This is a genomic window from Streptomyces manipurensis (assembly GCF_049570255.1).
Lineage (GTDB): Bacteria > Actinomycetota > Actinomycetes > Streptomycetales > Streptomycetaceae > Streptomyces > Streptomyces manipurensis.
On record NZ_CP186950.1, the window covers coordinates 4,357,199 to 4,369,960 of the forward strand.

The window sequence follows — 12,762 nt, forward strand, 5'->3', positions numbered from 1 at the left end:
TCCGCTCCGCCCGAGGCGCCGGCCGACGGGCCGTCGCCTCCGGCGCTGCATCCGGCGAGTAGCGCACAGCAGAGCACGGCCGCGGCCGCATTCCTCCGCACAGTTCGATTCCTTCCGTGAGATCGGGCAGAACGCCGCGTACGGCGGGCTGGTGGTGCCGTTGGGTCAGAAGGGGTCGACCACCGGCGCCGGCTTGGCCCGGTGGGAGCCTTCCTTGCACCCGGCGAACGGCCCGGACGGGCTGCGCAGTTCGCCCATGACGGCGCCGAGGTGGTCGCGGTGCCACAGCGCCGGGCCGCTCGGGCCGGCAGCCGGGTCCGTCAGCTCCTGCCAGGCCAGCCACAGACCGTGGAGCCGTGCCACCGCCTCCAGGTGCTCCCACCAGCGGGGGCACCAGGGGGAGGCCGAGCCGACCTCGCGGCCGTAGACGGGCAGCAGGAGGGCGTGCACCCAGGTGACCAGCAGGCGCAGCTCCTCGTCGTACTCGTCGCCGTCGAGGTAGAGGATGAACAGCGGGGGTGCTGCCTCCTCGGCGGGGACGGTCATCGGTGAATCTCCTTCGCCGCGCGGGCCGTGATGGCCCGCACCTCCGCCTGCGCCGCCGCAGAGATGCGGCCGGCACCGGGTTCCTTGTACCAGGGCCGCAGCCGGATCAGTGCGGGCCGGACCCCGGTGGCCATGAGGAGCGCGGTGCCCTTGGGCAGGGCGCGGATCCGGTCCGCCGGAAGGATCCGTTCCAGCCGGTAGGAGGTCGAGCGGCTGCGGCCGTCCTTGCTGCGCGAGTAGCTGACCGTCTTCACGTCCTGTTCGCCGACCAGGCGGGAGATCTTCTCCACGAAGTCGGCGTCGTCGAGGCCCGCACCGAGCAGCTTGATCGTCGCAGCGCCCCAGAGGGCGTCCATACCGGCCTCGCCCCACACCCGTGCTCCCTGCCGGTAGCTCTGGAGCAGCGTGACGATGTTGATGCCGCGCGAGCCGAGGTGTGAGTACAGGTCGGGCAGGTCGGAGATCCGGCAGACGTTCGCGGCTTCGTCGAGGACGGCGGTCATGGGGGGCTCCAGGCGCCCGCCCATGCGTTCGGCTGCCCGTACTCCGGCCCGGAGTACGGAGTCGGCGACGGCTGCGATCACCCCGGCGGCGGAGCCGCCGCCGTCCTTCGACAGCAGGTAGAGGGTGTCGCTGCTCAGGACGTGCCGGTCGGGCCGGAACTCGGGGCGTGCCGGGTCCGGGCTCACCCAGGCGGCGATGCGTGGGTCGAGCAGACAGGCCACGCACTGGCGGGCCGTCTCGTAGATGCCGTCGCGGGTTTCCACGGCGCCCTGGATCGTGCCGCGCAGCTGCTCGGCGAGAGCCGTCATGCCGGCGTCGCGCAGCAGGTCGATCGGGGTGCGGTCGGCGGGGTCCGCCAGCCAGCCCAGCACCTCGTCGATGCCCTTGCCGCCCTTGCTGGCGGCGTGGAAGAGCGCCGTCAGGGTGTTCTGCGCGGCGGAGATCCAGAAGTCCCGCTTGGAGGCGTCGTCGTTGACCGCGCTGACGAAGTGCCCGGCGAGTCTGCGGGCGCCCTCGATGTCGGCCGCATCCGCGAGCATGTCCCACCACAGGGCGCGAGGCGTGTGTGCGATGCCCTGCGGGTCGAACGTCCATACCTGGCCCACGCGTTCCCGCTCGGCGCGGGTCACGCTGTACACGTCGGACTTGTTCGAGGTCAGCAGTACGCTGCCGCGGGCGCGCAGCACGCGGGGGACGGCGATGCCGGTGGACTTTCCGGCGCGGGGGGCCATCAGGTCCAGTTCCACGTCCTCGTAGCTGGAGCGCAGTTCGGGGCCGCCCGGCTCCAGATTGCCCAGCAGGTTGCCGGTGTCGTCGGGGGTGAGTTTCCCGTTCGTCAGCTTCTTCAGAACCGGACGGAGCTCAAGAGCGCGGGCGGCGGCGCCCTTGGGAAGCAGCGGGGCCAGCTCCTTGCGCCCGGCGAGGCCGTCCGACCCACTGCCGAAGCCCTTGCGTACCACCAGCACCAAGGCCACCATGAGCCCCAGAAGCCCCCCGAAGGTGACCGCGATCCCGGCACCCGACGCGCCTGCGGACACGCGGGGCCACAGGGCACCCGGCCCGTCCTGCACCAGCGTGGCGAGGGTGCTCAGAGCGAACGGGGGCGGATTCCAGCCCGCGCCCGCGGCCGCAGCGCCGAGCGTGCCGCCGAGCCAGGCCGATACGAACCCCAGGAACACGGTGGCGGCGACCGCCACGATCAGCCACGGCAGGAGCTCCTCGGCCGAGCCGCCGCCCTGCTTGCGCGGGCCACCCGCCTTCACCGGCCCTCCCCGGACTTCGACAGCGGAACGCCGGCGCTCTCGGTCCAGCGGTTGTTCGTGTTGTGCAGGGTCTTCTCGGTCTCCGTGATCGCCACCTTGATCGGAATGCCCGGGCGGCCACCCACCTTGATCAGGAAGCGGCCCCGGCCGGGCGGCTCGGCATTGGCGGTCGGGTTGGCCCAGCCGGGCGGCGAGGACCAGGAGGACACCAGGTCGATCTCCCGCTCCGACATGCCGATGACCTTGCCCAGCTCCTCCATCTCCGTGCGGGGCAGCCCGGCGCACACCACCATTCCCGCGCGCTCCACGAAGCCCCGGGCCTTGGCCCGGTCGGCCTCGCTGCCGAGTGCCTCGGCGTCCTTCAGAGTGTGGGTGATCTTCGCGTCGCCGAGCCCGAGGGAACGGTTCAGACGGGTCAGGGCGTCGATGCGCTCCACGATGCCCGATGCCGCGCGCAGCGGGCGCCACAGCTCGTCGAGCACGGTGAAGAACCAGCGCTGCGGGGCCAGCCCCGCGTCCGCGAGCGCGTGCGCTGCCGCGACCGTACCGAGCCCGTCCGACCAGGCGGCGAGCATCGCGGCGGCGGTCAGCTGGGTGTCCGCCTCACCGATGCGGGAGATGTCCACGCACACGGCGGGAGCGCTCGGATTGATGCGGGTGGAGGTCTCCGTGGCGAAGGTGTCGCCGAGCGGGCCGTCCAGGATGCCGATGAGCGAACGGTGCAGCGGATCGACGGCCTCCTGGTAGCGCTCCTGGTTGCCGCGGTCCAGGGTGACCGCGCGCACCCGGTCCGGACCCTCGTCGAGAACCCGCAGCAGGTCGGGCAGGAGCGGGGGCTTGCCCGGCGTGGCCCGTTCCTTGAGGTGGTGCAGGCACGCTGACAGCACCGACTGCTCGTGGTCGTCCATGGGGCGCCCGCGCATGATGGTGATCAAGGCCGCCACCATGTTCAGGACGCGGCCGTGCGCCTCCGCCTGGAGAACCCGGCCGGCCTCCCCGCCGATGCGTTCCGCCGCTTCCCCCATCGCGCCCGGGTCGAGGACGTTGATGCCGCCCACGCCGCGCCCGATGGAGATCACCTGGCCGCCGAGGGCCCGTACGGTGTCCGCGTAGTCCGGTTTCAGGTCGCCGAGGACCAGCGGGACCACGCCTGTCGCTGTCATCCCGATCAGCATCCGGTTGACCAGCGTCGACTTGCCCAGGCCGGGCATGCCGAGCATGAACAGCGACGGGTTCGAGATGTATCTGGCCCGGGTGAACCACGAGATCGGGTCCCCGCACACCGTCGCCCCGGTGTGCAGGTGCTGGCCGAGCGGCACGCCCGTCATCGGAGCGCCCGACCCGGCCGCGAACGGCCACAGGCCGCACGCCTGCACGGTCGTGGCCCGCCACATCGCAGGCGGGTCCATGTGTGCGACCTGCCCGCCACCGGGACCGGCCCAGCCACGCGACGGCACGACCGGTTCGCGCGGGGGACGAGGAGGCCGCGGCTGCTTCTTGCTCACAGGGTCTCCCTGAGCTGGTACGGGATGAGGGTGTGCTCCCACGGCAGCAGGCCGACGGGCAGCGTGCAGGTGAAGGCGGCTGCCTGCATGCGGTCGGCGGGGCGCATCAGGATGCGCGAGGAGGCCTGCAGGTTCCTCACGGTGATCGACGCGTCCGCGAGCTGCTCCTCGTTGGCGACCGTGACCGTCACCATCATCGAGAACTCCACCAGACCCGCCCCGGACGCCTCCTCGGCCGCGGTCTGCTCCGCGGCCCGCATCTCGGACGCGGCGCGCGCCTGGACGAGACCACGCTGCGAACCGGCCATGAAGTGGGCGGCTCGGCGGTCTGCTTCCACGATCCGCGCGGACGTCGCGGGGTCGATGGGCCGGTAGACGAGACTGACCCGCTTGCGACGCGTACCCTGTGCCGGCTCCAGCAGGCCGCGGAGCACGCTGGAGCGCACGGTGCCGCGGGGAGCGAGCGTCAGCATCCAGGTGCGCGACACGCCCGAATCGTGCTTGTAGCCGTCGACGGTCTCGACGGCGCTGGCGGGACCCGAGTCGTGCCACTGCATTCCGGTGACACCGTGCTCCGCCCGCACGTTGAGGATGTCCGGGGCGATCGCGGGGTCGTACGCAACCCGGACGATCTCCGAGATCTGCTCCGCGGACAGCGGTGAGGCCGAACCTCCGCCCGCCGCCACCAGCCCGGACAGCAGGGACGGCAGCCGCATGGACAGGTCGGTGATCACGTCGTCGGTCTTGCGGCGCGGACCGGGCACGGCTCCGTAGGTCAGCGCGATGTACGTGTGCATCTCGGAGGACGCGGAGGGGTAGCGTGCCACGACCTCCTCCATCACCGCGCGTGCCGCCGGCGGGGCGTCGGACACGATGCGCGGCAGTACCTCGGCGGCGAGTCGCGTCCCGGTGTCAGGGGCTGTCTCCACGACCACCTGCGCGCCGCGCAGGCCCGGCTCGTGCGAAAGGCGCGCCAGCCAGTCGCCCCAGGAGGCCACCCAGATGTCCACCTGCTGCGGGTCGACGAGGGAGCCGCCGTCCGGCTCGCAGGACAGGACGATCGTGAACAGGTTGCGGCCCGGGTGGTGCAGCACGCCGAACGACCGCCCGTACGCGTCGTTGCCCTCCAGCATCTTCACGCGGGCGAGCATCCCGGGCGGGGAGAAGTGCCCGCCCGGCCGGCGGGAGAGCGGGCCGGAAACGTACGTGTGCGAACCGTTCGCCTTGCGCTTCATCCAGCCGATGCGCACGGCCGCCATCTGGTAGACGTTGCGTCCGTCGGCCGTGCGCAGCGCGAGAGGCCCGACGAGCAGCGCCAGGGGTATCAGTACCCCTATGGCCGCGCCGAGCGAAACCAGCGAGGCGAGCAGTACGACCACGAGCCCGCCGAACGCGACGACGGTCCCGAGCAGGCCCAGTGGCCCGAGCCCGGGCCGGCGCGGGCGCCGCCAGTTGCCGTAGGTAGGCCGCGCCATGGATTCGGTGGCCATGCTTTTCCTTTCGGGTTGTGTCTGCGTCAGCGGGTCCGGCCGGGGGCCGGTGACGTCTGGCGCGGCAGCTGCGGGGCGGGACCCTGTGCCGGCGGAGCGGTGGGAGCTGCGACGGCCCGGGCGGAGCGAAGACGCCCGGCGGCGGCGACGCTGACACGGGTCTCGCCCTGCTGGAAGACCGGAGGCTGAGTGGTGCTCTTCGCCCGGTTCTGCGGGAAGGCCCCCCGGTCGGTGGTGATCAGACCGGTGGCGAGGCCCTTCTCCGCGAGCTTCTCGGCGTTGTCCCGGCCGATGGAGACGCCCCGACCGGTGGAGCTCTGGGCATAGAGATCCCTGATCATGCCCTCGGGGGCCATGCGACCTCCGTAGGCCTCGTCGCCCCGTTCGTACTTCTCCCGGCCCTTCATCCACCGCTCCGCGTTCTGGGCGATGCACTGTTCGAGGGGGACCTCGACGGAGAGGATGACGCGCTGTCCGTACCCGTCCTTGTCGAGCTGGTCCAGCAGGACGACGTTCTTGTCCAGGTTCTTCAGCGTCGCGTCGTACAGGAGGTTGTAACCCTGGCCGCGGGCCCATGCCTCGAAGGTGTCCTGGAGGTAGGCGGATTCCTGGTGGATGAGCGAGGCCATCTCGGACGGTGAGAGTTCACGGCCGAAGGGGAGGGCCATCTGCTCGGACTGCAGGGTGGGCAGGCCGCCGTGCCGGAAGATGGCGACCTTGAACTCGTCCGGGTCCAGAGGGACGTAGTGCCCGAGGTTCACGCCGTGCGCGTCGGCGAGGGCCCGGCCGAGCTCGGAGTCCTGGCCCTGCCATGCGTCGAGGTTCGTCTGTGCGGTGCCCTTGCCGACGCCCGGGGCACCGGCGGTCAGGAGGACGGCCCGTCCGTCGCGAGGACGGTCGGCGTACTTCGCCTGGAACTCCTCCAGCACTGCCCGGTGCAGCTGGCGCCGCTCGCGGCTCCACTGGTGATCCGTCGTGTGCAGTGCGTAGGTGGCGTTCGGGCTACCCGGGGACAGGTCACCTCCTTGCCCCATACGGCTCTGGAGCACCTGGTAGAGCTGCCGGTACTCCTCGTTCATGCCGAGTGCCGCCTACGCCGCAGGTGAATCTCGTCGTAGTCGTCGTCGGTGATGTCCCCGAGCAGGGCCGCGCCGGAGAGCACCTTGAAGGTGTTGTCCTGGTGGGTGGGCTCGCTGTGCGCGGGATCCCAGTCGTCCTCCTCGAAGTCCCACGCCGCGACGGTGTCGAGCATCTCCTCGCGGGGGATCTCGCCGGCGGCGTAGCGCTTGAGGTAGGCGCGCAGAGAAGGCTTTTCGGTCATCTGTCTTTCCTTACGTGTCAACGGGTGCGGCCTGCGGCGGGAGGAGTCCGGTCCGGAGCCTGCGGGGCGGCGCTCCGGGGGGAGGAAGTGAGGGGAGCGGCACCTGCGCGCGGCGAACGGAGGCGTCCGGCCTCGGCGATGCCGAGGGTGGTCTCGCCACGCTGGAACGTGACGGCCCGGTACGGACCGGTGGCTGCGGACACGGTGGGGGCGAAGGTGCCCCGGTCGGTGGTGATCAGGCCGGTGGCCAGGCCCGCCTCGGCGAGCTTCTCGGCATTCTCGCGCCCGATGGAGTGGCCGGAACCGGTGGTGTTCTTGTCGTAGAGGGCCTTGATCATCTGATCGGGGGACATCCGGCCGCCGTAGGGGTCCTCACCCCGCTCGTAGGCGAGTCGGCCCTTGAGCCAGCGGTCTGCGTTCTGGGCGAGCGACTGTTCGCGGGTGACCTCGACAGAGAGGATGATGCGCTGGCCGTACTTCTGCTCGCTGAGCCCGTGGAGCAGACCGGCCGCTTCCTTGTGATTGGCGAGTGTGGCGTCGTAGAGCAGGTTGTAGCCGCGCTCCCGCGCCCACTCCTCGCACTGTGTACGCAGATCCAGGGCCTCCCTGTGGAGGAGCCCGGAGAGCTCGGCGGGGGTGAGCTCCCGGCCATGTGACAGGGCCATCGCCTCGGGGGCCAGCCTGGGCGCACCGCCGACTTCGAAGAGTCGCTCCTTGAAGTCGTCGGGATTGAGGACGACGTAGTCGTCGAGGTCCAGGCCGTGCACGGCTGCCAGTCGGCGGCCGAGGTCCGAGTCCTCCCGCTGCCATCCGACGAGCTGCCCCTGGGTGAACCCCTTGCCCGCTCCCGGAGCGCCGGCCGTCATCAGGACGGCGCGACCGCCTTGGGGTTTGTGGGCACTGTCCGCCTTGAACCGCTCAACGATCTCGCCTTGTATGGCCATGCGCGCACGGTCCCAGTCGGCGTTGCGGCCGAACGCGGCGAGCGTGTCCCCAGGTCCGGGGGAGAGGTCGCCCCCTCGCTTCATCCGCTCCTGGATCTCGGCGTAGAGCCGGCGGTACTCGTCGTTCACTCCCCGTACGCTCCCCGGCGGCGCATGATCTCCTCGTAATCGTCCTGGGTGATGCGGTGCTGGAGCACGCCACCTCTGAGCACGCTGAACGTGTTGTCCTGGTGGATGGGCTCGATGACCAGCTCGTCCCAGATCTCTTCCTCGAAGTCCCATGCGGCGACGGTGTCGAGCATCTCCTCGCGGGGGACGCCGCCTGCCGCGTAGTGCTTGAGGTAGGCGTGCAGAGAGGGCTTTTCGGTCATCGGTCTTTCCTTACGTGTCAATGGGTGCGGCCTGCGGCGGGAGGAGTCCGGTCCGGAGCCTGCGGGGCGGCGCTCCGGGGGGAGGAAGTGAGGGGAGCGGCACCTGCGCGCGGCGAACGGAGGCGTCCGGCCTCGGCGATGCCGAGGGTGGTCCGCTCGCGCTGGTAGGTGGCCGCAGCCGGTGCGGCGGGGCCCGGCGCGGTGCGGGTGAAGTTCCCGCGATCGGCGGTGATCAGCCCGGTGGCCAGCCCGCGGTCGGCGAGCTGCACGGCGTTCTCACGGCTGATCGAATGGCCCTGGCCCGTCGTGGCCTTCCCGTACAGGGCGTCGATCATGCCTTCCGGGGACATCCGGCCGCCGTACGCGTTGCCGCCCTGCTCGAAGGCGACGCGGCCCGTGTGCCAGCGGCCGGCGTTCTGGGCAACGGACACGGCGTGGGGAACCTCCACCGAAAGGATCACGCGCTGCTCGTAGCGGCTCTCCTGGAGGCTCGAGAGGAGGGAGGTGGCCGCCGCTTCGTTCGCCAGGGTCGCGTCGTACAGCAGGTTGTAACCCTCCTGAAGAGCCCACGCCTCACAGCGGTCGCGGAGGATGGACGCCTCGGTGTGCAGCAGGCCGGACATTTCAGCGGGTGTGAGTTCCCGTCCGAAGGGCAGTGCCATGTCCTCCGGGGCAATCGGCGGCAGGCCCCCCGCTTTGAACAGCTCTTCCTTGAAGTCGTCCGGGTTCAGGACGACGTAGTCCCGGAGGTCCAGTCCGTGAACGGCCGAGAGCCGTCGGCCGAGCTCCGAGTCCTCGTGCTGCCAGCGCTGGAGGCTCTCCTGAATGCTGCCCTTGCCCGCACCGGGGGCCCCGGCCGTCATCAGGACGGCACGACCTCCGCGCGGACGACCCGCCTGGCCGGCTTTGAACGCCTCCACGATCTCGGTGTGCATGGCGCGGCGCTCGGGCTCCCAGCGCCGGGCGGGCCGGAACCGGGCCGCCGTGTCGGTGGGGCCGGGGGAGAGGTCCCCGCCCCGCTTCATCCGTTCCTGCAAGGTGGCGTAGAGCTCGGCGTACTCCCCGGGCAGGGTGCTGGTCCCGGCGAGATCAGCCACGCGTGTCCGTCCGTCGTTCGATGTCCCGGACGTCTTCCTCGGTGATCTGGCCCAGTACCTGGGCCGTGTAGACGATCTCGAAGGTGTTGTCCTGACGGATGGGCTCGACGACGAGCTCGTCCCAGACCTCTTCCTCGAAGTCCCATGCGGCGACGGTGTCCAGCATCTCCTCGCGCGAGATGCCGCCCTGCGCGTAGCGCTTGAAGTAGGCGCGCAGGGAGGACTCTTCGGTCATCACAGTTCCTTTCGTACGACGGTGGGCCGGGGCCGGGGCCGGGGGTCCGTGCACGGCTTGCGGGCACGGACCCCCGCCCGCGCGACTACTGGTTGTGGCCCTTCATACCGTCGTTGTCGTCCAGCGAGCCGGCGACTTCCTGCGCCGCGGCGATACCAGCCTGGGCGACCACCGCGGCGGCCTGAACCGCGACGCCTGCGGGGCCTGCCGCTGCCGCCGCACCGCCGGCCGCGCCACCTGCGGCGCCGCCGGCGCCACCGGAAGAGGCTCCGGCGCCGGCGGACGGGGAGCCCTCGGGGCCCTTGCCGCCACCGCCACCTCCGCCGCCACCACCGCCACCACCGCCGCCGGCACCGGAGGCGATGCTGACGGCACCGGAGGCGACGTTGCTCGCGAAGTTCATCGCGACGGTTCCGCCGGAAGTGCTGCCGAGGGCCGCCGTCGCGGGGACGACCAGCTTGAGCAGCGCGGGCAGAGCGAAGACCGAGAGGATCAGCAGGCCCATGCCGGCGATGACGCTGTCCAGATCCGCTTTGCCCTTGGTCATCGACGCCGCGGAGTAGATGATCAAAGCGGCGGCCGGTTTATAGAGGAGCCACGCCGTGATCCAACCGATGTGCTTCTTCCACCAGCCGTCGCCCCAGCCGGTCATCGACGAGGCCGCGGCGATCGGAAGCGTGCCGATCAGCATGATGAGCACACCCAGCCTGACGTACATCAGGATGATCTGGATGAAGCTGGACAACATGATGAGGATGCCGAAGATGATGATGATGCCCGGGCTTCTCATCATGATCGCGCCGGTCAGCTGTTCGGCGGTCTTCCCGAGATCGGCCTTCGCGTAGATCTCCTTCGCGTAGGCGTCGGAGGCCGTGTAAAGGGCCTGGGCGATGACGGGGGCCATGGCGCTGACGAGGATGACCTTCCACATGCCCATGAACGCCTGCTGCATGGACTGGCCCTTGCGCTCATAGGCCATGCGGAACGCGGCGAGGAGAAGGCATGCGACGGCGATGTAGCCGACGATCCAGTTGGTCTCGGCCATGATGGCGTTGAGCCCGGTGCCCTCGCCGGGATTCAGGTTGGAGCCGCTGCCGACGGATAGCCATACGCCGTTGAGGCTCTTGAGGATCTCCTCGACGGCCTTGCCGATGGCATTGGCGAACGCGCCGACGGCACCGTCGGCGACGGTGCTGCCGACTTTCTTGACCCCGGCGCCGAGGCATGCCATGGGGTCGCCGCCGCACTTTTTGGCCGCGTCGATGATCTCGCCGGGGCTGGGGATGTCGCTAAGAGGCACTGCCACTCCCCCAGGGAACGAACCCGTCGGGGCCGCCTACGACCGACAACCCTTCCGTCACCGATCCGTCGAGTGTGGGGCGCAGCTTCCAGTCGCCTTCCTCCCAGACCGTGGACATGGTCGCGACGCCGTAGGTTCCGTCGGACAGGCGCATCAGGATCATTCCTGTGGCCTGGTCCTTGCTGAAGGTCAGGACCCGGAAGCCGACGTAGGTTCCCCGGCTGCCCGGCGCACCGGTCGGCTGCGCCTTGGCGTCCTTGGAGTGGTCGGCGATGAACCGCTCCTTGCCCGGCCCCTTCGCCATCTGCTTCTCGCTGACCGTCTTCCAGTCTGCTCCGCCCAGCTTGGCGGAGATCGCCTGCATCGCCAGGGTGGCCCCCATCGGGGTGCGGGCGTAGCAGGACCAGACGGCTCCGTCGAACTTGAGCGGGCCCGCGGATGCGGACACCGGAAGGAGGTCGGTTTGGTAGACCTTCCACTTGATGTCCGACGGGCTCTGCTGCGGGACGCTCTGATCGCTGTCGTTCGTGCTGCACCCGGCCGGGCGCGCCTCGGCCGCACCCGAAGGAGGTGCGCTCGACGGTGTGTCCGCGGCCTTGGGCGTGGTGGCCGGGCCCTGCGGTGCTCCGGCGTTGGTGTTCGTGTCGTCGCCCGTCAACGCGACGTAGCCGCCGATCAGCACAATCGCCAACAGGAACATGGCCGAGACCAGCCAGCCGCGCTGTTGCCAGAACGGCTTCTCCCATTCGCCGCTGTTCCCGCGGGATCCTCGGAAAGCCATCGGTCAGCCTCCCGGGTCAGTTGAAGACGAACGACACGAGGGGACCGGCCGTCGCGACGAGGACGCAGCCGCCGAGGACCATGCCGAGGCGGCCCATGTGCTCGGAGCCCTCGCCGCGGCGCATCGATATCGCCATCATGGCGCCGGTGATGAGGACGCCTGCCACGCCGGCGGCGGTACCCGCCCACGCCACGATGCCGAGAACGTTGTTCACCTTGCTGGTGAGCTCCGGCGGGGCGTTCATTCCGGGCTTCGGGACATCGGCCGCAAGAATGACGGCGGCGTCTCGGACCTTGCTGAACATGACAACTCCCCCATAGTGGTGTCCGCATCGGCCGGATAGCCGAAAGAACTGCGGTGTTTACATTCGTTTGCCGGCGGCATCATGGCAGGTATCGCCGACTGGTTGATCGGATGAGTTCGGCTGGTGACCGGTCCGGAACGCGTTCCGTGCCGAAGGCTCGTGGTTCCGCCGTTCCGCCATTCAGCCGTTCAGCAGGAAGGCGACGATCGGGCCTGCCGTCACACCGATGATGCACGCGCCCAGCACCGTCGCCAGCTGGGTGAGGTGTTCGTCCGCGTTGCCGGTGCGCAGGGCGATGGCCATGCGCGAACCCACGATCAGGACACCGAAGACCCCGGCGGCGGACACGAGCCACGCCATCCAGCCGAGGACGCGGTCGAGGGGTTCGGTGACGGTGGAGCCGACGGCGAGCATCCATTCCATTGCGCTGCCCCTCTCTACGGGTGTCACTGACTGGTGAGCAGTTTGGACAGAGCCGAGGCGCCCCGGGGTGCCGGGCCCGACAGGTTGCCCATCCGCCAGTCCGGCATCCACGGGATGCGGTGGACCGCCGTGACCGAGCCGATCACTTTGATGCGGCGGGCCAGCTCGGGAGGGAGGCGGCCCGGAGCGTCCGCCACGAGAACCACGGCCTGGAGGGTGACTCCTGAGGGCTGCTCATCTCGTCTGATCATATCCAGTACCTGTGACACCGCCTGGAGCCCGGAAGCGTGGGTGCGGGCGACCAGAAGGATTTTTCCGGACTCTCCGGTCGCCGTTTCGGGCCAGCGTCCCCCGCAGTCGAAGCCGCCGAAGACCGCCGTCAACGTGCTCGCGCCCGCTCCGCCATGGGCGTTCATCCAGCTGAAGGCAGCCTCTCCGGACGCGGTGGCGGTCGCGTGAACTTCCCTTTGCGTAAAGGTCTGTGACGGTTCGGTGGAGATGTTGTCGGATGTGTCGGCGGCCCCCACCGGACCCCGGATCCAGATCTCCGGCCCGCCGGGCGTCGTTTGAGTCATGGCTACGTCTCCCCCCGCGTCGACGCATGTCGGCAACCTCGCGTAGCGTCCAGCATCGACAACTTAGTGCGAATCTCTGGGGATTGTTTGTGACAGTGTCGTGA

15 protein-coding genes are annotated in these 12,762 nt (G+C 70.0%); all 15 read right to left on the reverse strand.

Annotated elements, in window-relative coordinates; genetic code table 11:
* Positions 1-165: 165 nt before the first annotated feature.
* On the reverse strand, positions 166-546 hold the full coding sequence (locus ACPU2J_RS20235; RefSeq protein ID WP_401399519.1) for a DUF4913 domain-containing protein: 381 nt from the start codon (positions 544-546) through the stop codon (positions 166-168).
* Complete coding sequence (locus ACPU2J_RS20240) at positions 543-2,312, reverse strand: type IV secretory system conjugative DNA transfer family protein (RefSeq protein ID WP_423833766.1); 1,770 nt, start codon at positions 2,310-2,312, stop codon at positions 543-545. Before ACPU2J_RS20240 ends, ACPU2J_RS20235 begins: the two co-directional genes overlap by 4 nt.
* Complete coding sequence (locus ACPU2J_RS20245) at positions 2,309-3,721, reverse strand: ATP/GTP-binding protein (protein ID WP_423833767.1); 1,413 nt, start codon at positions 3,719-3,721, stop codon at positions 2,309-2,311. Before ACPU2J_RS20245 ends, ACPU2J_RS20240 begins: the two co-directional genes overlap by 4 nt.
* Before the next feature lie 92 nt (positions 3,722-3,813).
* Positions 3,814-5,307, reverse strand: coding sequence for an SCO6880 family protein (locus ACPU2J_RS20250; protein ID WP_401399513.1), 1,494 nt, complete (start codon positions 5,305-5,307; stop codon positions 3,814-3,816).
* A gap of 26 nt (positions 5,308-5,333) precedes the next feature.
* Positions 5,334-6,386 (reverse strand): zeta toxin family protein, encoded by a 1,053-nt coding sequence (locus ACPU2J_RS20255; RefSeq protein ID WP_420079910.1) that lies wholly within the window; start codon positions 6,384-6,386, stop codon positions 5,334-5,336.
* Entirely contained in the window at positions 6,383-6,628 is a 246-nt protein-coding gene (locus ACPU2J_RS20260; RefSeq protein WP_403629441.1) for a hypothetical protein, read from the reverse strand. Before ACPU2J_RS20260 ends, ACPU2J_RS20255 begins: the two co-directional genes overlap by 4 nt.
* Before the next feature lie 17 nt (positions 6,629-6,645).
* On the reverse strand, positions 6,646-7,701 hold the full coding sequence (locus ACPU2J_RS20265) for a zeta toxin family protein (RefSeq protein ID WP_423833768.1): 1,056 nt from the start codon (positions 7,699-7,701) through the stop codon (positions 6,646-6,648).
* Positions 7,698-7,943, reverse strand: a complete 246-nt coding sequence (locus ACPU2J_RS20270; RefSeq protein WP_423833769.1) for a hypothetical protein — start codon at positions 7,941-7,943, stop codon at positions 7,698-7,700. Before ACPU2J_RS20270 ends, ACPU2J_RS20265 begins: the two co-directional genes overlap by 4 nt.
* Before the next feature lie 17 nt (positions 7,944-7,960).
* Positions 7,961-9,040 carry a zeta toxin family protein gene (locus tag ACPU2J_RS20275; protein ID WP_423833770.1) on the reverse strand — a complete coding sequence of 360 codons (1,080 nt, stop codon included), beginning with the start codon at positions 9,038-9,040 and terminating at the stop codon, positions 7,961-7,963.
* Complete coding sequence (locus ACPU2J_RS20280; protein ID WP_403629435.1) at positions 9,033-9,275, reverse strand: hypothetical protein; 243 nt, start codon at positions 9,273-9,275, stop codon at positions 9,033-9,035. The genes ACPU2J_RS20275 and ACPU2J_RS20280 overlap by 8 nt, the downstream gene beginning before the upstream one ends.
* Positions 9,276-9,360: 85 nt before the next feature.
* On the reverse strand, positions 9,361-10,575 hold the full coding sequence (locus ACPU2J_RS20285) for a hypothetical protein (RefSeq protein ID WP_423833771.1): 1,215 nt from the start codon (positions 10,573-10,575) through the stop codon (positions 9,361-9,363).
* Positions 10,565-11,356 carry a hypothetical protein gene (locus ACPU2J_RS20290; RefSeq protein ID WP_420079907.1) on the reverse strand — a complete coding sequence of 264 codons (792 nt, stop codon included), beginning with the start codon at positions 11,354-11,356 and terminating at the stop codon, positions 10,565-10,567. The genes ACPU2J_RS20285 and ACPU2J_RS20290 overlap by 11 nt, the downstream gene beginning before the upstream one ends.
* A gap of 16 nt (positions 11,357-11,372) precedes the next feature.
* Positions 11,373-11,660 carry a hypothetical protein gene (locus ACPU2J_RS20295; protein WP_359991995.1) on the reverse strand — a complete coding sequence of 96 codons (288 nt, stop codon included), beginning with the start codon at positions 11,658-11,660 and terminating at the stop codon, positions 11,373-11,375.
* A gap of 180 nt (positions 11,661-11,840) precedes the next feature.
* Positions 11,841-12,083 carry a hypothetical protein gene (locus ACPU2J_RS20300; protein WP_420079906.1) on the reverse strand — a complete coding sequence of 81 codons (243 nt, stop codon included), beginning with the start codon at positions 12,081-12,083 and terminating at the stop codon, positions 11,841-11,843.
* A 23-nt stretch (positions 12,084-12,106) separates the two neighbouring features.
* Complete coding sequence (locus ACPU2J_RS20305; protein ID WP_423833772.1) at positions 12,107-12,658, reverse strand: hypothetical protein; 552 nt, start codon at positions 12,656-12,658, stop codon at positions 12,107-12,109.
* Positions 12,659-12,762: the final 104 nt, after the last annotated feature.

Excerpts from the sequence above, each read along its gene's own strand:
- ACPU2J_RS20235 (WP_401399519.1), bottom strand. The coding sequence starts at position 546 with ATGACCGTCCCCGCCGAGGAGGCAGCACCCCCGCTGTTCATCCTCTAC.
- ACPU2J_RS20245 (WP_423833767.1), bottom strand. The coding sequence starts at position 3,721 with ATGGACCCGCCTGCGATGTGGCGGGCCACGACCGTGCAGGCGTGCGGC.
- ACPU2J_RS20250 (WP_401399513.1), bottom strand. The coding sequence starts at position 5,307 with ATGGCCACCGAATCCATGGCGCGGCCTACCTACGGCAACTGGCGGCGC.
- ACPU2J_RS20255 (WP_420079910.1), bottom strand. The coding sequence starts at position 6,386 with ATGAACGAGGAGTACCGGCAGCTCTACCAGGTGCTCCAGAGCCGTATG.
- ACPU2J_RS20260 (WP_403629441.1), bottom strand. The coding sequence starts at position 6,628 with ATGACCGAAAAGCCTTCTCTGCGCGCCTACCTCAAGCGCTACGCCGCC.
- ACPU2J_RS20270 (WP_423833769.1), bottom strand. The coding sequence starts at position 7,943 with ATGACCGAAAAGCCCTCTCTGCACGCCTACCTCAAGCACTACGCGGCA.
- ACPU2J_RS20280 (WP_403629435.1), bottom strand. The coding sequence starts at position 9,275 with ATGACCGAAGAGTCCTCCCTGCGCGCCTACTTCAAGCGCTACGCGCAG.
- ACPU2J_RS20290 (WP_420079907.1), bottom strand. The coding sequence starts at position 11,356 with ATGGCTTTCCGAGGATCCCGCGGGAACAGCGGCGAATGGGAGAAGCCG.
- ACPU2J_RS20295 (WP_359991995.1), bottom strand. The coding sequence starts at position 11,660 with ATGTTCAGCAAGGTCCGAGACGCCGCCGTCATTCTTGCGGCCGATGTC.
- ACPU2J_RS20300 (WP_420079906.1), bottom strand. The coding sequence starts at position 12,083 with ATGGAATGGATGCTCGCCGTCGGCTCCACCGTCACCGAACCCCTCGAC.
- ACPU2J_RS20305 (WP_423833772.1), bottom strand. The coding sequence starts at position 12,658 with ATGACTCAAACGACGCCCGGCGGGCCGGAGATCTGGATCCGGGGTCCG.